13 protein-coding genes and 9 pseudogenes are annotated in these 20761 nt (G+C 53.3%); 14 read left to right on the top strand and 8 right to left on the bottom strand.

What is annotated here, in order from left to right; translation table 11 throughout:
- From BHE85_RS22465 to ybiJ, 5 genes and pseudogenes are all read left to right on the top strand, one after another.
- Window positions 1-288, top strand: a pseudogene (locus tag BHE85_RS22465) (IS4 family transposase); the annotation flags it as partial.
- 10 nt (window positions 289-298) lie between these two features.
- A pseudogene (locus BHE85_RS22460) lies at window positions 299-2287 on the top strand (catecholate siderophore receptor Fiu); the annotation flags it as partial.
- A 41-nt stretch (window positions 2288-2328) separates the two neighbouring features.
- Window positions 2329-3005: pseudogene (gene ybiX / locus BHE85_RS22455) on the top strand (PKHD-type hydroxylase YbiX).
- A gap of 73 nt (window positions 3006-3078) precedes the next feature.
- A pseudogene (gene ybiI / locus BHE85_RS22450) lies at window positions 3079-3345 on the top strand (C4-type zinc finger protein YbiI).
- Window positions 3346-3609: 264 nt separating this feature from the next.
- The gene (gene ybiJ / locus BHE85_RS22445) at window positions 3610-3870 is read left to right on the top strand and encodes a DUF1471 family protein YbiJ (protein ID WP_000849304.1); all 261 of its coding nucleotides are present in this window, start codon (window positions 3610-3612) and stop codon (window positions 3868-3870) included.
- A gap of 102 nt (window positions 3871-3972) precedes the next feature.
- Here ybiJ and ybiE read toward each other — a convergent pair whose 3' ends face one another.
- From ybiE to dinG, 4 genes are all read right to left on the bottom strand, one after another.
- Window positions 3973-4032, bottom strand: a complete 60-nt coding sequence (gene ybiE / locus BHE85_RS27890) for a hypothetical protein (RefSeq protein WP_212734348.1) — start codon at window positions 4030-4032, stop codon at window positions 3973-3975.
- 65 nt (window positions 4033-4097) lie between these two features.
- Complete coding sequence (gene hcxB, locus BHE85_RS22440) at window positions 4098-5183, bottom strand: hydroxycarboxylate dehydrogenase HcXB (RefSeq protein WP_000443512.1); 1086 nt, start codon at window positions 5181-5183, stop codon at window positions 4098-4100.
- A gap of 140 nt (window positions 5184-5323) precedes the next feature.
- Entirely contained in the window at window positions 5324-6286 is a 963-nt protein-coding gene (gene ybiB, locus BHE85_RS22435) for a DNA-binding protein YbiB (RefSeq protein ID WP_000386548.1), read from the bottom strand.
- A gap of 27 nt (window positions 6287-6313) precedes the next feature.
- Entirely contained in the window at window positions 6314-8464 is a 2151-nt protein-coding gene (dinG, locus tag BHE85_RS22430) for an ATP-dependent DNA helicase DinG (protein WP_039064037.1), read from the bottom strand.
- A 119-nt stretch (window positions 8465-8583) separates the two neighbouring features.
- Here dinG and ybiA point away from each other — a divergent pair, with 119 nt between their 5' ends.
- Window positions 8584-9066, top strand: coding sequence for an N-glycosidase YbiA (gene ybiA, locus BHE85_RS22425; protein WP_001145132.1), 483 nt, complete (start codon window positions 8584-8586; stop codon window positions 9064-9066).
- A 231-nt stretch (window positions 9067-9297) separates the two neighbouring features.
- Here ybiA and rhlE read toward each other — a convergent pair whose 3' ends face one another.
- On the bottom strand, window positions 9298-10662 hold the full coding sequence (gene rhlE, locus BHE85_RS22420) for an ATP-dependent RNA helicase RhlE (protein ID WP_000007125.1): 1365 nt from the start codon (window positions 10660-10662) through the stop codon (window positions 9298-9300).
- A 228-nt stretch (window positions 10663-10890) separates the two neighbouring features.
- Here rhlE and cecR point away from each other — a divergent pair, with 228 nt between their 5' ends.
- From cecR to BHE85_RS22395, 5 genes and pseudogenes are all read left to right on the top strand, one after another.
- Entirely contained in the window at window positions 10891-11562 is a 672-nt protein-coding gene (gene cecR / locus BHE85_RS22415; protein ID WP_001447036.1) for a DNA-binding transcriptional regulator CecR, read from the top strand.
- 2 nt (window positions 11563-11564) lie between these two features.
- Window positions 11565-12560: a secretion protein HlyD gene (gene hlyD, locus BHE85_RS22410; protein ID WP_005007432.1), complete on the top strand. Its 996-nt coding sequence runs from the start codon at window positions 11565-11567 to the stop codon at window positions 12558-12560.
- Complete coding sequence (locus BHE85_RS22405) at window positions 12553-14289, top strand: ATP-binding cassette domain-containing protein (RefSeq protein WP_000997119.1); 1737 nt, start codon at window positions 12553-12555, stop codon at window positions 14287-14289. Before hlyD ends, BHE85_RS22405 begins: the two co-directional genes overlap by 8 nt.
- The gene (locus BHE85_RS22400) at window positions 14282-15415 is read left to right on the top strand and encodes an ABC transporter permease (RefSeq protein ID WP_000070131.1); all 1134 of its coding nucleotides are present in this window, start codon (window positions 14282-14284) and stop codon (window positions 15413-15415) included. The genes BHE85_RS22405 and BHE85_RS22400 overlap by 8 nt, the downstream gene beginning before the upstream one ends.
- A gap of 10 nt (window positions 15416-15425) precedes the next feature.
- Window positions 15426-16531, top strand: a pseudogene (locus tag BHE85_RS22395) (ABC transporter permease).
- On the opposite strand, the pseudogene BHE85_RS22390 reads toward BHE85_RS22395, so the two are convergent.
- A pseudogene (locus tag BHE85_RS22390) lies at window positions 16493-16901 on the bottom strand (YbhQ family protein). The pseudogenes BHE85_RS22395 and BHE85_RS22390 overlap by 39 nt on opposite strands.
- Window positions 16902-17033: 132 nt before the next feature.
- Between BHE85_RS22390 and BHE85_RS22385 the strand changes: the two are divergent.
- From BHE85_RS22385 to BHE85_RS22375, 3 genes and pseudogenes are all read left to right on the top strand, one after another.
- Window positions 17034-17785 (top strand): annotated as a pseudogene (locus BHE85_RS22385) (endonuclease/exonuclease/phosphatase family protein).
- Window positions 17782-19023: a cardiolipin synthase ClsB gene (gene clsB, locus BHE85_RS22380; protein WP_039064018.1), complete on the top strand. Its 1242-nt coding sequence runs from the start codon at window positions 17782-17784 to the stop codon at window positions 19021-19023. Before BHE85_RS22385 ends, clsB begins: the two are co-directional and overlap by 4 nt.
- 38 nt (window positions 19024-19061) lie before the next feature.
- Window positions 19062-19979 carry a lysylphosphatidylglycerol synthase domain-containing protein gene (locus BHE85_RS22375; RefSeq protein WP_226342184.1) on the top strand — a complete coding sequence of 306 codons (918 nt, stop codon included), beginning with the start codon at window positions 19062-19064 and terminating at the stop codon, window positions 19977-19979.
- A gap of 35 nt (window positions 19980-20014) precedes the next feature.
- Here BHE85_RS22375 and BHE85_RS22370 read toward each other — a convergent pair.
- Window positions 20015-20419: pseudogene (locus tag BHE85_RS22370) on the bottom strand (Bax inhibitor-1 family protein); the annotation flags it as partial.
- 11 nt (window positions 20420-20430) lie between these two features.
- Window positions 20431-20761: pseudogene (locus BHE85_RS22365) on the bottom strand (IS1-like element IS1X2 family transposase); the annotation flags it as partial.

Genomic DNA, 20761 nt, shown 5'->3' with positions numbered 1-20761 from the left:
GCTTATAATCTGGTGAGATATCAGATGATTAAAATGGCGGAACATCTGAAAGGTTACTGGCCGAATCAACTGAGTTTCTCAGAATCATGCGGAATGGTGATGAGAATGCTGATGACATTGCAGGGCGCTTCACCGGGACGTATACCGGAGCTGATGCGCGATCTTGCAAGTATGGGACAACTTGTGAAATTACCGACGAGAAGGGGAAGGGCCTTCCCGAGAGTGGTAAAGGAGAGGCCCTGGAAATACCCCACAGCCCCGAAAAGAGCCAGTCAGTTGCTTAACTGACTGGCATTACCCCGGCGTGGGTGCGTTTTTGGCGGGTGAGAACGGTAACTCCACCACTGGCGACGCCATTTATATGCGTGGTGCCGATACCTCTAACAGTATTTATATTGATGGCATTCGCGATATCGGCAGCGTCTCGCGCGACACCTTCAATACCGAGCAGGTCGAAGTGATTAAAGGGCCGTCCGGCACCGACTACGGGCACAGCGCACCGACGGGCTCGATCAATATGATCAGCAAACAGCCGCGCAATGATTCCGGCATTGACGCCTCCGCCAGTATTGGCAGCGCCTGGTTCCGCCGCGGCACGCTGGACGTCAATCAGGTCATTGGTGATACCACCGCGGTGCGCCTGAATGTAATGGGCGAAAAAACGCACGATGCCGGACGCGACAAAGTCAAAAATGAGCGTTACGGCGTCGCCCCTTCTGTCGCTTTTGGCCTTGGTACAGCGAATCGTTTGTATCTTAATTATCTGCATGTCACCCAGCACAACACGCCAGACGGCGGCATTCCGACCATCGGTTTGCCGGGCTATTCTGCCCCATCTGCGGGAACGGCGGCCCTGAATCATTCCGGAAAAGTTGATACTCATAACTTTTACGGCACGGATTCCGATTACGACGATTCGACCACCGACACCGCCACCATGCGTTTTGAGCACGACATCAACGATAACACCACCATTCGCAATACTACCCGTTGGTCGCGCGTAAAGCAGGATTACCTGATGACGGCGATTATGGGCGGGGCGTCGAATATTACTCAGCCCACCAGCGATGTGAATAGCTGGACCTGGTCACGCACGGCGAATACCAAAGATGTGAGTAATAAAATTCTCACCAACCAGACCAACCTGACCTCGACGTTCTATACCGGTTCTATCGGTCATGATGTCAGTACCGGCGTGGAATTTACCCGTGAAACGCAGACTAACTACGGCGTTAATCCGGTGACGTTACCCGCGGTAAATATTTATCATCCTGACAGCAGCATTCATCCCGGCGGCCTGACGCGCAACGGCGCAAACGCCAATGGTCAGACGGATACCTTCGCAATTTACGCCTTTGATACGCTGCAAATCACCCGTGATTTTGAGCTGAACGGCGGGATCCGTCTGGATAATTATCATACTGAATATGACAGTGCCACCGCCTGCGGCGGCAGCGGACGCGGTGCCATCACCTGCCCAGCTGGTGTGGCAAAAGGTTCTCCGGTCACCACCGTCGACACCGCCAAGTCGGGCAATCTGGTGAACTGGAAAGCCGGGGCGCTGTATCACCTGACGGAAAACGGTAATGTCTATATTAACTATGCCGTTTCCCAGCAGCCTCCGGGCGGCAACAACTTCGCCCTTGCGCAGTCTGGCAGCGGTAACAGTGCCAACCGCACAGATTTTAAACCGCAAAAAGCCAACACCAGCGAGATTGGCACCAAATGGCAGGTTCTGGATAAACGCCTGTTGCTCACCGCCGCACTGTTCCGTACTGATATCGAAAATGAAGTTGAGCAAAATGATGACGGAACTTACTCGCAATACGGTAAGAAACGTGTCGAAGGCTATGAGATATCCGTGGCCGGGAATATCACTCCCGCGTGGCAGGTGATTGGCGGCTATACCCAGCAAAAAGCAACCATCAAAAACGGCAAAGATGTTGCCCAGGATGGTTCCTCATCGCTGCCGTATACCCCGGAGCACGCCTTCACCTTATGGAGCCAGTATCAGGCAACCGATGATATCTCTGTTGGCGCGGGCGCACGCTATATCGGCAGTATGCATAAAGGTTCAGACGGCGCGGTGGGAACGCCAGCGTTTACCGAAGGTTACTGGGTCGCCGATGCCAAACTGGGGTATCGGGTTAATCGCAATCTCGACTTCCAGCTAAACGTTTACAACCTGTTTGATACCGATTACGTCGCCTCAATCAACAAGAGCGGCTACCGTTATCACCCGGGCAAGCCAAGAACCTTCTTGCTCACAGCCAATATGCATTTCTGATTCAGATGTGGGGCGCAGGCCCCACTTTTTGGAGAAATTGTATGATGTACCACATTCCCGGCGTGTTATCGCCACAGGACGTCGCTCGTTTTCGCGAACAACTGGAACAAGCCGAATGGGTGGATGGACGCGTCACCACCGGCGCACAAGGTGCGCAAGTTAAGAACAATCAACAGGTAGACACCCGCAGCACGTTATACGCCGCCCTGCAAAATGAGGTGCTGAACGCGGTTAACCAACATGCTTTATTCTTTGCCGCGGCCTTGCCGCGTACCCTTTCCACGCCGCTGTTTAATCGCTATCAGAACAATGAAACCTATGGTTTCATGTGGATGGCGCAGTACGCAGCCATCCACAAAACGGCTGGATGCGCACTGACCTTTCTGCCACGCTGTTTTTAAGCGATCCACAAAGCTACGACGGCGGCGAACTGGTCGTTAATGACACCTTCGGACAACATCGGGTAAAACTCCCGGCAGGTGATCTCGTGTTGTATCCCTCCAGCAGCCTGCATTGCGTGACACCCGTAACCCGCGGCGTACGAGTGGCATCATTTATGTGGATCCAGTCGATGATCCGCGATGATAAAAAGCGCGCCATGCTGTTTGAACTAGACAAAAATATTCAGTCGCTGAAAAGCCGCTATGGTGAAAATGAAGAGATCCTGTCGCTGCTCAATCTTTATCATAATCTGCTGCGGGAATGGTCGGAGATCTGACGCTTGAACTGCCCAGGTTCGTCCCTATATTAGCTACACTTAACTGTACAAGCATTGATATGGGGAGGACGATATGGCATCCGGTTGGGCTAACGATGACGCCGTCAACGAACAGATCAACAGTACAATTGAAGATGCGATTGCCCGCGCTCGGGGTGAAATTCCGCGTGGCTAAAGCCTGTATGAATGTGAAGAGTGCGGTGCCCCCATCCCGCAAGCCCGTCGGGAAGCCATTCCTGGCGTGCGCTTATGTATTCATTGTCAGCAGGAGAAAGATTTACAAAAACCAGCGTATACAGGATATAATCGCAGAGGTTCGAAAGACAGCCAGTTACGTTAACTACAACTGGCGAGATGCATAGCGAGTATAATTTGTATTTTGCGTGGCATTCCGTGCCTTTAACGCTGCTGTGACTGCCACGCGGCATAAAACAAGTCCATAAGTACAACAAATAAATGGTTTATCAGTATGTTAGATGTCAATCAATTTATTTGAACAAGGCGGTCAATTCTCTTCGATTTTATCTCTCGAAAAAAAACGTGATACTCATCACATCGACGAAACAACGTCACTTATACAAAAATCACCTGCGAGAGATTAATTATGAAAACTATCAATACTGTTGTTGCTGCTATGGCTCTTTCAACTCTATCATTTGGCGTGTTCGCGGCGGAACCGGTAACGGCATCCCAGGCACAGAACATGAATAAAATCGGCGTGGTTTCTGCCGATGGCGCATCCACCCTCGATGCCCTGGAAGCGAAACTGACTGAGAAAGCCGCGGCAGCCGGTGCCAGTGGATACAGCATCACTTCTGCCACCAACAACAATAAATTAAGCGGTACTGCGGTAATTTATAAGTAATTCGTAGGACGGATAAGGCGTTTACGCCGCATCCGGCAACAGATGCCTGATGCGACGCTACCGCGTCTTATCAGGCCTACAAAATCCGAACCGTTGGACGGATCAGGCGGTTACGCTACGTCCAGCACAAGTATTTCCCTGTCTGTTTGCCGACAGACGCATATGCTCTAACCCTCATTGATCCTATATTACCCTTGTTTGCCCGTCCGTTACTGGACGGGCTTTTTTTAGCTGGCTAACTGCTGACAGAAAGCCTGCAACGTCTCTTCCGACATACCAATCTGCCGCGCCGCATCACAAATGGCCTGCCAGCTTCCCGCATCCAATGGAATCCCCTGCTCCTGCCGTTCGCGACGCGTGTTCACTTCCCACTCGCCCGGTAGCAAAATCGGCTTATCGTCATCATGCGGCGAGGCTTTCACCCACTCGGCAAAGGCTTCAGTCTGCGCGCTACAATCCGGCGCGCCGAACAGTTCCGGGTTGATGATGATAGTGGTCATGCAGTTAAGAATGGCATCGGGACTGGTTTGTAACGTTTCCTGATGCGTCGTTTTACCGCCAGAAAGCGCCCCGCCAAGAATTTCACACATCGCTGCAAGGGCGTAGCCTTTATGTTCGGCAAAGGTCAACAGCGACCCCAACGGCGACTCCTGCATTACCGCCGGATTGGTCGTCGGCACGCCGTTAACGTCAATCAGGCAACCTGGCGGCACGGGGACGCCTTTATGCCAGGCGACGCGAGTTTTACCAAATGCGATGGCGCTGGTGGCGTAATCAAGCAACAGCGGGAAATTATCTTTACGAGGGAAAACCACACAGAACGGATTGGTGCCAAAGCGGCTGTCGCGACCGTGGAACGGTGCGACCATTGGAATACCGACCACGCTAACAAAGTGGATAGAGACAAACCCCGCCGCTGCACACTGCTCCGCCCAGTAACCGATACGGCCGATATGATGCGAGTTATGTAGCGCCACGGCAGCAATACCGTGCTGATGCGCTTTCTCAATCCCCAGCGCCATCGCTTCGTGTGCCGCGACCTGACCGAATGCGCGATCGCCATCGAGCGTGACTGCCGCCCCCGCCTCTTTAACGATTTTGGCATGATGGTTAATTTGCAGATGCCCCTGACTCCAGGAACGCACATAGCTTGGGATCATGCCAATACCATGAGAATCATGCCCTGCCAGGTTTGCCGCGATTAAATGATCGGCCACTAATTTCGCTTCTTGTTCCTCGCTACCCATCTGACGAAATACAGCCTGAATAAAACTGTGCAGCGTCTGAGCATCAAAGCGATGACCACTTTCCATGGTTAACTCCTGTTTATGTTATGTGTTTGTTGTTTTTTTATGCTGCACGCCGGGCGCGGGAAGGTCAATAAAGATGCAGGAATTTCATATTGCGGTGGGGTAAAAGCCGGATGACATGGCTCATCCGGCTGAGAAAAGAATTAAAATGCCTGATTAACGCGCGCCAGGCCGTCGCTGATAGTTGCCGCTTCACCCGTAGCCTCCAGGCAGCAAGCCATCTGGATTTTCAGCGATTCGGGAATCGGTTCGCTGCCAGCAAGGCAACGCTCAATCCACTGCGCCGTGGTTTCTGGGTCTTTTGCTTGTGGCAGTAACTCGCTACCAGCAGTGTCCTGTTTTTCATACAGCACCCGCATCCCTTCACGGTCAATGAGATTGATCTGCGGGCAGCGCTGCGGATTAGCATACACTTCGCCTTCAGTACCATGCATTAGTAGCGCCCGCCCGCCGATATCGCTAAAGAACTTCGCGACTCGCCCGATGTATTCCGGATGCGAAACGCTGGAAAGACGCAGCGCCTCACCTTCGGCAAATGGCGTCGCCAGTTTCGCCAGGGTATGTGCACTGTTACGCACGCCCATCCGCCAGCGCATCGCCAGTTGTTTTTCCAGCGGCGGGCAAAACGCGCCGACAGGCATAAACACCGGTTGATGTTCGTCGAGCTTCGCCTGCGCCTGCCCGCCGTGCAACGTTGGTGTAATACCCATCAGTTCGAAAATGGTTTCTGTCAGCACGCGAGTTGGATCTTCGCTAACCCCGTGAACCACCACAGGAAAACCGAGTTTGTGCAGGAGAATAGCCAACAACGGCGTCAGGTTGGCCTGTTTACGCGCGCCGTTGTAACTGGGGATGACAATCGGCATCGGCTTGCCTGCAGGCGGCGTCAGCTTGATGGTGTGATTTTGCATGGCTTCGTAAAAGCCGAGCATCTCTGCTTCCCCTTCCCCTTTGATACGTAGCGCAATCAATACGCCGCCCAACTCAAGGTCAGGGACTTCACCATTGAGCATATGGGCATACAGACCGCGCGCAGTATCCCGGTCTAAATCGCGCGCGTGGTTTTTCCCGCGCCCGATCTCTTTAATGATTTTGCGATAGTCCATTTACGACTCCTTACCTGACTCACATCATTAACGCCGCCGACGGCGTGGGGATTTCGTTTTTTCTTTCTTTTTAACTATACCTTCAGGGACTTCCGGTTGCTCTATCGGAAATACCGGTAATGCATCCAGTAGTCGCTTGCCATAATTTTTGGTCAGCAAGCGTTTGTCGTAGATAACCACTTCGCCCCAGCAACCGTGGCTTCGAATCAGTCGCCCAACCTGCTGAATCAGGTTAAACGAGGCGCTCGGCAGGCTTTGCACCTCAAACGGATAGCGGTTGAGGCTTTTCAGCCATTCCCCTTCGGTGATCACCACCGGGCTGTCGATGGGCGGAAAAGCGATTTTGTGGATATGCACCTGGCTGAGCAGATCACCTTTCAAATCAAGCCCTTCGGCAAATGACTGTAAGCCCACCAGCACACTACGCTCACCGTTGGCAACGCGTTTGCGGTGCAGTTCAACTAAGCGATAACGCGGCTGATCGCCCTGCACCAGCAGCATCAGGCGTAAATCCGTCACATAGTCGAGAAAGCGCTGCATCGCCCGTCCGCTGGCAAACAGTACCAACATACCGAGATGTTTTTTGCTCTCCACCTGCTCACGGAAAAAGGCCGCCATTTCGGCAATATGCTGCTCTTCGTTGTCGATGGAAGGCTCAAAGCGCATCCGGGGAATAACAATTTTGCCCTGTTCGCAGTGGTTAAAGGGGGAATCCAGCGCCACAAAACGGTCGCCCGCTTTCTCTTTCAGCCCGCTCATCTCCTGCAAACGCGAAAAACTGTTCAGCGAACGCAAGGTTGCGGAGGTGACAATAATGTGCGGAATACTGCGCCACAGCAGCCTTTCCAGCTGATCGCTGACACGTATTCCCACGCAGTGAAACCAGAGATGCAGCTGCCCTTCGCGCTCTTCCCGCGTCGCCCATTTGGTCACCGGCGCACCGGAAGATTGCGCCAGAGACGCCAGCCGCCAGAGTTTGCTTTGCGCCTCGAACATCCCCAACGCGCGGTTCATCTGCAAAATCAACCGATGCAGACGCACAATATCGTGGCTGCCGGTTTTCTCACTTAAATCGTTAAGAAATAACTCCGCCAGACCACGCAGCATCTCGGTGAGTTTTGCCAGCCGCTGGCAGATCTCCAGCACTTCATCAGGCAGTTCGCCCATCGCAAAACGGTGCTCTACCTCCTGCCCGGCAGGCATGTAGAGATTGAGAATGTTGTTTAACGAGGCGATAAGCTCATACAACTCTTCACAATGCGCATTCAAACGTTCAGGGATCGCCAGCGGTGGGATGGTCTTCGGGCGAAACTGCTCCATGCAGGTAGCGACCAGTTTCGTGAACAAGTCCAGCTGTAGTCGATACCAGGGCGCGGTGATTTCAGCGCTCATCTCCAGCGCATCCCGGGCCACATCTGGCAGGTGATGACCTTCGTCCAGCACCAGCAGCAGATTTTTCGGGTCAGGCAGTACGGCTTCGCTTTCCATCGCCGCCATCACCAGCGCATGGTTTGCCACCACCACTTCCGCTTCCTGAATCTCCCGACGAGCAACAAAAAACGGGCATTCACGATAGTAGTAACAGTTACGGTTAAGGCAGCTGGCTTTGTCGGTACTCAAACGACGCCAGAGATCATCATCTATAGCGATATCCGTATGATCGCGCAGACCATCCCATTTATAAGTGTCGAGATCGCCCTTCAGCTTCGCACAACGTTTTTGCTCTTCCTGATTATTTGGCGTCAGTTCGTCGTCAAGAAACGCCAGCAGATCCTGTTGCGTGGGTTCAGTGCTGGCGAGCGCCGTCAGATTACGCGGACAAACGTAGCGCCCACGCCCGAAAGCGGCAGTGAATTTAAGATCGGGAATGATCTTTTTCAGCAGCGGTAAATCTTTGCTGTAAATCTGATCCTGCAACGCCACGTTGGCGGTACTCACCACCAGCGTTTTTTGCTCTTCGCGGGCAATGGCGATGCCGGGGATCAAATAGGAGAGCGTTTTCCCAACGCCGGTGGGGGCTTCAATCGCCAGATGCCGCCCTTCTTCTCCGGCCAGCGTTTTGGCGACGTCCGCAATCATCTGCCGCTGCGGCGCACGGGGAATAAAGTCGGGGATCTGTTCCTGAAGCGCCTTATACCAAGCGGCAATTTGCGCTTTAAGCGCGGCGGTTAATGCCATGAGAAAACCTGAAATACTGTATAAACAGCCAATATTGTGGCATTTTTCGGTTTTCAGGGGTAATGGTTTTTCTGTTTCTGGAAAGCGGCTCGCAATAACCACCAACATAATGCGGTTTAATGCCCGTTCGAGCACAAAGGATCCAACACGTCATGCAAGACACCATCATAAATTTCTACAGCACCAGCGATGACTACGGTGATTTTTCTAACTTTGCCGCCTGGCCCATCAAGGTTGACGGGAAAACCTGGCCCACCTCCGAACACTATTTTCAGGCACAAAAATTCCTTGATGAAAAATACCGCGAAGAGATCCGTCGGGTTTCTTCCCCCATGGTCGCCGCTCGCATGGGGCGTAATCGTTCCAAGCCACTTCGTAAAAACTGGGAGTCGGTTAAAGAACAGGTGATGCGTAAAGCACTTCGTGCTAAATTCGAACAGCATGCAGAACTGCGTGCGCTCTTGCTGGCAACCGCGCCCGCAAAACTGGTTGAGCATACGGAAAACGATGCTTACTGGGGAGACGGTGGTAATGGTAAGGGCAAGAATCGACTGGGCTACCTTTTAATGGAGTTGCGCGAACAATTGGCTATAGAGAAGTAACGTCTCGGTGGCTTATGGGCGGTAAAACAGATAAATTTTTTCCCGTGTTCTCAAATTGCTGACAAGTGCTTGTTGTGAAATGCCGGATGCGGCGTAAACGCCTTATCCGGCCTACAAAAGCATGCAAATTCAATATATTGCAGAGTTAACGTAGGCCTGATAAGCGTAGCGCATCAGGCAGTTTTGCGTTTGTTCATCAGCCTGATGCCGGGCATAGCCCGGCATAAAAGATTACTGCGCAGCGGCAGGTTTACGCGGACGGCGGCGACGTTGTTGTTCGCCTGCCGGTTTGGCATCGCCGAGGCGGCGAGACGGTTTTTCTGCAGGTTTCGCGCTTGCAGATTTTGCGCCACCTTCCCCACGGCGTGGTTGCTGTTGACCGCGACCACCACCTTGCCCACGACCGCCGCCGCCACGTTGCTGGCGACCGTTCTGGATCGGTTCGGCTTTGATTGACGGGTCCGGCTCATAGCCCGGAATCGCAATGCGCGGGATCTCTTTTTTCAGCAGTTTTTCGATATCACGCAGCAGTTTGTGTTCATCAACACACACCAGCGACAACGCTTCACCGGTAGCAGCCGCACGACCGGTACGCCCGATACGGTGGACATAATCTTCCGGTACGTTTGGCAGTTCATAGTTGACGACGTGCGGCAACTCTTCGATATCCAGACCGCGCGCAGCGATATCGGTCGCCACCAGTACGCGAATGTCACTCGATTTAAAATCAGCCAGCGCACGGGTACGCGCACCTTGCGATTTATTCCCGTGGATCGCCGCACTACGGATGCCATCTTTATTGAGCTGCTCAGCCAGATGGTTAGCGCCGTGTTTGGTACGGGTAAACACCAGCACCTGCTGCCAGTTCCCTTTACCAATCATGTGCGACAGCAATTCGCGTTTGCGTTTCTTATCGACAAAGTGAACGTGCTGGGTCACCTGATCAGACGCGGTATTGCGGCGTGCCACTTCGATTTCCAGCGGGTTGTGCAACAGTTTTTCCGCCAGGGCTTTAATATCGTCAGAGAAGGTCGCAGAGAACAGCAGGTTCTGGCGTTTCGCTGGCAGTTTTGTTAACACGCGACGGATATCGTGGATAAAGCCCATGTCGAGCATGCGGTCAGCTTCATCGAGGACGAGGATTTCAACCTGATCCAGCTTCACTGCATTTTGATGTTCCAGGTCCAGCAAACGTCCCGGTGTTGCCACCAGAACATCAACGCCGCCGCGCAGCTTCATCATTTGCGGGTTAATGCTGACACCGCCAAACACCACCAGCGAACGAATGTTCAAATATTTGCTGTAATCACGGACGTTTTCGCCAATCTGCGCAGCCAGTTCACGGGTCGGGGTAAGAATGAGCGCACGTACCGGACGACGCCCTTTGGCGTGCGGCTGGCGAGTGATCAGGTGTTGCAACAGCGGCAGCGTAAAGCCCGCTGTTTTACCGGTACCGGTCTGGGCGCTAGCCATCAGGTCGCGGCCTTCCAGCACCGCAGGGATCGCCTGCTGCTGAATAGGGGTGGGTTCACGGTAACCCTGCTCGGCAACGGCGCGCAGGATATCAGGGCTTAAACCCAAAGAATCGAAAGACATAACTACTCCGAACCGCCCCGACCGTTACCGGTGTAGTTTTCAGGGAGATACTGAAAAGGAAAATGACAAAAACCACAATGTCATGAGGGAGCGGAGTGTAGCAGTTTTTGTGACGCAGCGCATAAATTATCCCTGTGACTGGCGTTGCTAAAATTCTTAGCCATACTGGACAACTCCCCTATGGAGTCATAATCTTAATCAATCATTTGATTAAGAATGGACTGTGCGATGAATAATCCTGCCATGACAATCAAGGGTGAACAGGCGAAAAAACAGCTGATTGCTGCCGCACTGGCGCAGTTTGGTGAATATGGAATGAACACCACCACTCGCGAGATAGCCGCCCAGGCCGGGCAGAATATCGCTGCCATCACCTACTACTTCGGTTCGAAAGAAGATTTGTACCTCGCCTGCGCCCAGTGGATTGCCGATTTTATTGGCGAGCAGTTCCGTCCGCATGCCGAGGAAGCCGAACGCTTGTTCGCGCAACCACAGCCTGATCGGGCTGCCATCCGTGAACTGATCCTTCGCGCCTGCAGGAACATGATTAAGCTGCTCACCCAGGATGACACCGTCAACCTCAGCAAGTTTATCTCCCGTGAGCAGCTCTCTCCCACGGCAGCCTACCACCTGGTGCACGAACAGGTGATTAGTCCGCTACACAGCCACCTGACACGCCTGATTGCCGCCTGGACCGGCTGCGACGCCAATGACACCCGCATGATCCTTCATACCCATGCGTTGATTGGTGAGATTCTGGCGTTCCGTCTTGGCAAAGAAACAATTCTGTTACGTACCGGCTGGACCGCGTTCGATGAAGAAAAGACCGAACTGATCAACCAGACGGTGACCTGTCATATCGACCTGATTTTGCAAGGATTATCGCAAAGGAGTTTGTAGTGATGAAAAAACCTGTCGTGATCGGACTGGCGGTAGTGGTACTTGCCGCCGTGGTTGCCGGAGGCTACTGGTGGTATCAAAGCCGCCAGGATAACGGCCTGAAGCTGTATGGCAACGTGGATATTCGTACGGTGAATCTTAGTTTCCGTGTTGGGGGGCGCGTTGAATCGCTGGCGGTGGACGAAGGTGATGCGATCAAAGCGGGCCAGGTGCTGGGCGAACTGGATCACAAGCCGTATGAGATTGCCCTGATGCAGGTGAAAGCGGGCGTCTCGGTGGCACAGGCGCAGTATGACCTGATGCTTGCCGGGTATCGCGATGAAGAAATCGCTCAGGCCGCCGCAGCGGTGAAACAGGCGCAAGCCGCCTATGACTATGCGCAGAACTTCTATAACCGCCAGCAAGGACTGTGGAAAAGCCGCACCATTTCGGCAAATGACCTGGAAAATGCCCGCTCCTCGCGCGACCAGGCACAGGCAACGCTGAAATCAGCACAGGATAAATTGCGTCAGTACCGTTCCGGTAACCGTGAACAGGACATCGCTCAGGCGAAAGCCAGCCTCGAACAGGCGCAGGCGCAACTGGCGCAGGCGGAGCTGAATTTACAGGACTCAACGTTGATAGCACCGTCTGATGGCACACTGTTAACGCGCGCGGTGGAGCCAGGCACGGTTCTCAATGAAGGTGGCACGGTGTTTACCGTTTCACTAACGCGTCCGGTGTGGGTGCGCGCTTATGTTGATGAACGGAATCTTGACCAGGCCCAGCCGGGGCGCAAAGTGCTGCTTTATACCGATGGTCGCCCGGACAAGCCGTATCACGGGCAGATTGGTTTCGTTTCGCCGACTGCTGAATTTACCCCGAAAACCGTCGAAACACCGGATCTGCGTACCGACCTCGTCTATCGCCTGCGTATTGTGGTGACCGACGCCGATGATGCGTTACGCCAGGGAATGCCGGTGACGGTGCAATTCGGTAACGAGGCAGGACATGAATGATGCCGTTATCACGCTGAACGGCCTGGAAAAACGCTTTCCGGGCATGGGCAAGCCCGCCGTCGCGCCGCTCGATTGTACCATTCACGCCGGTTATGTGACGGGGCTGGTGGGGCCGGATGGTGCAGGTAAAACCACGCTAATGCGGATGCTGGCGGGATTACTGAAACCCGACAGCGGCAATGCCACGATGATTGGCTTTGATCCAATCAAAAACGACGGCGCGCTGCACGCCGTGCTCGGCTATATGCCGCAGAAATTTGGTCTGTATGAAGATCTCACGGTGATGGAGAACCTCAATCTGTACGCGGATTTGCGCAGCGTCACCGGCGAGGCACGTAAGCAAACTTTTGCTCGCCTGCTGGAGTTTACGTCTCTTGGGCCGTTTACCGGACGCCTGGCGGGCAAGCTCTCCGGTGGGATGAAACAAAAACTCGGTCTGGCCTGTACCCTGGTGGGCGAACCGAAAGTGTTGCTGCTCGATGAACCCGGCGTCGGCGTTGACCCTATCTCACGGCGCGAACTGTGGCAGATGGTGCATGAGCTGGCAAGCGAAGGGATGTTAATCCTCTGGAGTACCTCGTATCTCGACGAAGCCGAGCAGTGCCGTGACGTGTTACTGATGAATGAAGGCGAGTTGCTGTATCAGGGAGAACCAAAAGCCCTGACACAAACCATGGCCGGACGCAGCTTTCTGATGACCAGTCCACACGAGGGCAACCGCAAACTGTTGCAACGCGCCTTGAAACTGCCACAGGTCAGCGACGGCATGATTCAGGGGAAATCGGTACGTCTGATCCTCAAAAAAGAGGCCACACCAGACGATATTCGCCATGCCGACGGGATGCCGGAAATCAACATCAACGAAACTACGCCGCGTTTTGAAGATGCATTTATTGATTTGCTGGGTGGTGCCGGAACCTCAGAATCGCCGCTGGGTGCAATATTGCATACGGTAGAAGGCACACCCGGCGAGACGGTGATCGAAGCGAAAGAACTGACCAAGAAATTTGGTGATTTTGCCGCCACCGATCACGTCAACTTTGCCGTTAAACGTGGGGAGATTTTTGGTTTGCTGGGGCCAAACGGCGCGGGTAAATCGACCACCTTTAAGATGATGTGCGGTTTGCTGGTGCCGACTTCCGGCCAGGCGCTGGTGCTGGGGATGGATCTGAAAGAGAGTTCCGGTAAAGCGCGCCAGCATCTCGGCTATATGGCGCAAAAATTTTCGCTCTACGGCAACCTGACGGTCGAACAGAATTTACGCTTTTTCTCTGGTGTGTATGGCTTACGCGGTCGGGCGCAGAACGAAAAAATCTCCCGTATGAGCGAGGCATTTGGCCTGAAAAGTATCGCCTCCCACGCGACCGATGAACTGCCATTAGGTTTTAAACAGCGGCTGGCGCTGGCCTGTTCGCTGATGCATGAACCGGACATTCTGTTTCTCGACGAACCAACGTCCGGCGTTGATCCCCTCACCCGCCGCGAATTTTGGCTGCATATCAACAGCATGGTAGAGAAAGGCGTCACGGTGATGGTCACCACTCACTTTATGGATGAAGCAGAATATTGCGACCGCATCGGCCTGGTGTACCGTGGGAAATTAATTGCCAGCGGCACGCCGGATGATTTGAAAGCGCAGTCGGCCAACGACGAGCAACCCGATCCCACCATGGAGCAAGCCTTTATTCAGTTGATCCACGACTGGGATAAGGAGCATAGCAATGAGTAACCCGATCCTGTCCTGGCGTCGCGTACGGGCGCTGTGCGTTAAAGAGACGCGGCAGATCGTTCGCGATCCGAGTAGCTGGCTGATTGCGGTAGTGATCCCGCTGCTACTGCTGTTTATTTTTGGTTACGGCATTAACCTCGACTCCAGCAAGCTGCGGGTCGGGATTTTACTGGAACAGCGTAGCGAAGCGGCGCTGGATTTCACCCACACCATGACCGGTTCGCCCTACATCGACGCCACCATCAGCGATAACCGTCAGGAACTGATCGCCAAAATGCAGGCGGGGAAAATTCGCGGTCTGGTGGTTATTCCGGTGGATTTTGCGGAACAGATGGAGCGCGCCAACGCCACCGCACCGATTCAGGTGATCACCGACGGCAGTGAGCCGAATACCGCTAACTTTGTACAGGGGTATGTCGAAGGGATCTGGCAGATCTGGCAAATGCAGCGAGCGGAGGACAACGGGCAGACTTTTGAACCGCTTATTGATGTACAAACCCGCTACTGGTTTAACCCGGCGGCGATTAGCCAGCACTTCATTATCCCCGGTGCGGTGACCATTATCATGACGGTCATCGGCGCGATTCTCACCTCGCTGGTGGTGGCGCGAGAATGGGAACGCGGCACCATGGAGGCTCTGCTCTCTACGGAGATTACCCGCACGGAACTGCTGCTGTGTAAGCTGATCCCTTATTACTTTCTCGGGATGCTGGCGATGTTGCTGTGTATGCTGGTGTCAGTGTTTATTCTCGGCGTGCCGTATCGCGGGTCGCTGCTGATTCTGTTTTTTATCTCCAGCCTGTTTTTACTCAGTACCCTGGGGATGGGGCTGCTGATTTCCACGATTACCCGCAACCAGTTCAATGCCGCTCAGGTCGCCCTGAACGCCGCTTTTCTGCCGTCGATTATGCTTTCCGGCTTTATTTTTCAGATCGACAGTATGCCCGCGGTGATCCGCGCGGTGACGTACATTATTCCCGCTCGTTATTTCGTCAGCACCCTGCAAAGCCTGTTCCTCGCCGGGAATATTCCAGTGGTGCTGGTGGTAAACGTGCTGTTTTTGATCGCTTCGGCGGTGATGTTTATCGGCCTGACGTGGCTGAAAACCAAACGTCGGCTGGATTAGGGAGAAGAGCATGTTTCATCGCTTATGGACGTTAATCCGCAAAGAGTTGCAGTCGCTGCTGCGCGAACCGCAAACCCGCGCGATTCTGATTTTACCTGTGCTTATTCAGGTGATTCTGTTCCCGTTCGCCGCCACGCTGGAAGTGACTAACGCCACCATCGCCATCTACGATGAAGATAACGGCGAGCATTCGGTGGAGCTGACCCAACGTTTTGCCCGCGCCAGCGCCTTTACTCATGTGCTGCTGCTGAAAAGCCCACAGGAGATCCGCCCAACCATCGACACACAAAAGGCGTTACTCCTGGTGCGTTTCCCGGCTGACTTCTCGCGCAAACTGGATACCTTCCAGACCGCGCCGTTGCAGTTGATCCTCGACGGGCGTAACTCCAACAGTGCGCAAATTGCCACCAACTACCTGCAACAGATCGTCAAAAATTATCAGCAGGAACTGCTGGAAGGAAAACCGAAACCTAACAACAGCGAGCTGTGGTACGCAACTGGTATAACCCGAATCTCGACTACAAATGGTTTGTGGTGCCGTCACTGATCGCCATGATCACCACTATCGGCGTAATGATCGTCACTTCACTTTCCGTCGCCCGCGAACGTGAACAAGGTACGCTCGATCAGCTACTGGTTTCGCCGCTCACCACCTGGCAGATCTTCATCGGCAAAGCCGTACCGGCGTTAATTGTCGCCACCTTCCAGGCCACCATTGTGCTGGCGATTGGTATCTGGGCGTATCAAATCCCCTTCGCCGGATCGCTGGCGCTGTTCTACTTTACGATGGTGATTTACGGTTTATCGCTGGTGGGATTCGGTCTGTTGATTTCATCACTCTGCTCGACACAACAGCAGGCGTTTATCGGCGTGTTTGTCTTTATGATGCCCGCCATTCTCCTTTCCGGTTACGTTTCGCCGGTGGAAAACATGCCAGTATGGCTGCAAAACCTGACGTGGATTAACCCTATTCGCCACTTTACGGACATTACCAAGCAGATTTATTTGAAGGATGCGAGTCTGGATATTGTGTGGAATAGTTTGTGGCCGCTACTGGTGATAACGGCCACGACAGGGTCAGCGGCGTACGCGATGTTTAGACGTAAGGTGATGTAACTTCTTATCTTTCGCCAGCAAAGACACTACCGCCGCCGGCAAGGATTGCCAGCCCTGCAATTGCCAGCAAAAAGTTGTTTTCCAGTACGCGGGACAACAGCCACAGCACAATCAGCGCTGCGCCAAAATACCAGGTCGTGGTCAGCTCTTCCAACACGTCTGCCACCTCACGCCAGCGTTGCTCGGGGTGGCGCTGAAACACCAACATCATCACTACCGTGACACAATACAGTGCGCATAATCCCACGCCGACGTGAACCAGAGTCTTACTCATCCAGCCCACCACCAGCAGCGCCACTACCAGTAAATGCAACATAATCTGCCAGCAACTTAGACCCGTTGCGACACGAACACGTTGTTGCCACTTCATGGCTTCTCTCCTGAAGAATTTATCTCTACTTACTCAGAGTACCGAACTTTACGGAAAATTCCGTAAGACCGCACCTTTTTGTGACGCCGACTACACTATTTCAATGAGATAAGAGGCAAAGACAGGAAAATTATGCCCGATCAAACACAACAATTTTCGTTCAAGGTGCTCACCATCAACATTCAAAAAGGTTTTACCGCGTTTAACCGACGCTTCATTTTGCCGGAACTTCGCGACGCGGTGCGTACCGTCAGCGCCGATATTGTTTGCCTGCAGGAAGTGATGGGCGCGCACGAAGTTCATCCGCTGCATGTGGAAAACTGGCCCGATACCTCGCACTACGAGTTTCTCGCCGACACTATGTGGAGCGATTTTGCCTACGGTCGCAATGCCGTATACCCGGAAGGGCATCACGGCAACGCCGTACTGTCGCGTTATCCCATTGAACATTATGAGAATCGCGATGTTTCGGTCGATGGTGCGGAAAAGCGCGGCGTGCTCTACTGCCGCATTGTGCCGCCGATGACCGGAAAAGCGATTCATGTGATGTGCGTACATCTGGGCCTGCGTGAGGCGCACCGTCAGGCGCAGCTTGCGATGGGGTGAATGAGCTACCGGACGGCGAACCGGTATTGGTGGCGGGTGATTTCAATGACTGGCGGCAAAAAGCTAATCATCCGTTAAAAGTGCAGGCCGGACTGGATGAGATTTTTACCCGCGCCCACGGACGCCCGGCGCGCACGTTTCCGGTGCAATTTCCTCTACTACGACTGGACAGGATCTACGTCAAAAATGCCAGCGCCAGCGCGCCAACCGCGTTGCCGCTGCGGACATGGCGACACCTTTCTGATCATGCCCCTTTAAGTGCGGAGATTCATTTATGAAATGTAGCTGGCGCGAAGGCAATAAGATCCAGTTGCTGGAAAACGGCGAGCAATATTATCCCGCGGTGTTTAAGGCGATTGGCGAGGCACAAGAACGCATCATTCTTGAAACGTTTATCTGGTTTGAGGATAACGTCGGCAAACAGCTGCATGCGGCACTACTGGCAGCAGCGCAACGCGGGGTTAAAGCGGAAGTCTTGCTGGATGGCTACGGTTCGCCGGATCTCAGCGATGAGTTTGTCAATAAACTGACGGCAGCTGGCGTAGTGTTCCGCTACTACGATCCCCGCCCTCGCCTTTTTGGTATGCGCACCAATGTGTTTCGCCGGATGCATCGCAAAATTGTGGTGATCGACGCGCGTATCGCCTTTATTGGCGGGCTGAATTACTCCGCCGAGCATATGTCCAGCTACGGTCCAGAGGCTAAACAGGATTACGCGGTACGCCTTGAAGGGCCGATTGTCGAAGATATTCTCCAGTTTGAGCTGGAAAACCTGCCTGGACAGAGCGCGGCACGGCGCTGGTGGCGACGTCATCACAAAGCGGAAGAGAACCGCCAGCCGGGAGAAGCGCAGGTATTGCTGGTCTGGCGCGATAACGAAGAACATCGCGATGATATTGAACCCCATTATCTGAAAATGCTCACTCAGGCGCGGCGGGAAGTGATTATCGCCAACGCCTACTTCTTCCCCGGCTATCGATTTTTACACGCCTTGCGTAAAGCGGCACGGCGCGGGGTGCGGATCAAACTGATCATTCAGGGCGAACCGGATATGCCGATTGTCAGAGTCGGTGCGCGCTTGCTGTATAACTATCTGGTTAAAGGCGGCGTTCAGGTTTTTGAGTACCGCCGCCGCCCGCTCCACGGCAAAGTGGCATTGATGGACGATCACTGGGCGACAGTAGGGTCCAGTAATCTCGATCCGCTCAGTTTGTCACTGAATCTCGAAGCAAATGTCATCATCCACGATCGTCATTTTAACCAGACGCTGCGCGATAATCTGAACGGCATTATTGCCGCAGATTGTCAGCAGGTGGATGAAACCATGCTGCCCAAACGCACCTGGTGGAACCTGACCAAAAGCGTGCTGGAGTTCCACTTTTTACGCCACTTCCCGGCGCTGGTTGGCTGGCATCCGGCACACACACCACGTCTGACGCAGGTTGATCCCCCCGCACAACCGACAATGGAAACGCAGGATCGGGTAGAAACTGAAAACACGGGGGTAAAACCCTGATGAGTAAATCACACCCGCGCTAGCGCTTAGCAAAGAAGATCCTCACCTGGCTGTTTTTTATCGCGGTGATTGTGTTGCTGGTGGTCTACGCCAAAAAAGTGGACTGGGAAGAGGTCTGGAAGGTCATCCGCGACTACAATCGCGTTGCGCTGCTTAGTGCGGTCGGGCTGGTGGTCGTCAGCTATCTGATTTACGGCTGCTATGACCTGCTCGCCCGCTTTTACTGCGGTCACAAACTGGCGAAGCGCCAGGTGATGCTGGTGTCGTTTATCTGCTACGCCTTCAACCTGACGCTCAGTACCTGGGTCGGCGGCATTGGTATGCGCTATCGTTTGTACTCCCGACTAGGGTTACCGGGCAGCACTATTACGCGGATTTTCTCGCTCAGTATTACCACCAACTGGCTGGGCTATATTTTACTGGCAGGGATTATCTTTACCGCAGGCGTGGTGGAGTTGCCGGATCACTGGTATGTCGCTCAAACTACGCTGCGTATTCTCGGCATTGGCTTACTGATGATTATCGCGGTTTATTTGTGGTTTTGCGCTTTCGCGAAGCACCGCCATATGACCATCAAAGGGCAAAAGCTGGTGCTGCCTTCATGGAAATTCGCCCTCACTCAGATGCTGATTTCCAGCGTTAACTGGATGGTAATGGGGGCGATTATCTGGCTGTTACTTGGTCAAAGCGTGAACTATTTCTTTGTACTGGGCGTGTTACTGGTTAGTAGTATTGCTGGCGTCATCGTGCATATTCCGGCGGGGATCGGTGTGCTGGAAGCGGTGTTTATCGCACTACTGGCTGGGGAGCATACCTCGAAAGGGAGCATTATCGCCGCGCTGCTCGCTTATCGCGTCCTGTATTACTTTATCCCGCTGCTGCTGGCGCTGATCTGTTACCTGCTACTGGAAAGCCAGGCGAAGAAGCTACGGGCGAAAAATGAAGCGGCGATGTGAAATTTAGTTAAGTTCTTTAGTATCTGCATTCACGACTAATGAAAAAAACGCGTATGCCTTTGCCAGACAAGCGTTATAGCTATCGCGGCAAGTATCCCAAAGAAGCCGATAAAATAGTAATAGAGTGTTAATGCACCTGTAAAAGCGCAACGAACCGGACTCCACAACTCTTCACTATGGCATTTTCCTGCCAGTTCAAGGAGCTTATTTCGTCCATGCGAGATAATGCCTGGCCATAACACAATCACTAAGCAACTTATTACCCAAATGGGCCGTTCACTCATTAATGCCGCATTCACGATGATTACCAGGGCCAACCCTGTCAACGTCATCATAATGATAAAACGGTGAGAACCAGGATCAACATTAAATAATAAACCGGCCAGCATACTGATTAAAAACATCGCGCCCGCAGTGCTGAACACAATGATAATGGGGTAATGACTCCAACTTACTGATAGTGTTTTATGTTCAGATAATGCCCGATGACCTTGTCATGCAGCTCCACCGATTTTGAGAACGACAGTGACTTCCGTCCCAGCCTTGCCAGATGTTGTCTCAGATTCAGATTATGTCGCTCAATGCGCTGAGTGTAACGCTTGCTGATAACGTGCAGCTTTCCCTTCAGGCGTGATTCATACAGCGGCCAGCCATCCGTCATCCATACCACGACCTCAAAGGCCGACAGCAGGCTCAGAAGACGCTCCAGTGTGGCCAGAGTGCGTTCACCGAAGACGTGCGCCACAACCGTCCTCCGTATCCTGTCATACGCGTAAAACAGC

The organism is Shigella sp. FC1567 (assembly GCF_001743015.1).
GTDB lineage: Bacteria > Pseudomonadota > Gammaproteobacteria > Enterobacterales > Enterobacteriaceae > Escherichia > Escherichia coli.
The sequence above is the reverse complement of the archived record's forward strand: the minus strand, read 5'-3'. Positions and strand labels throughout refer to the sequence as shown.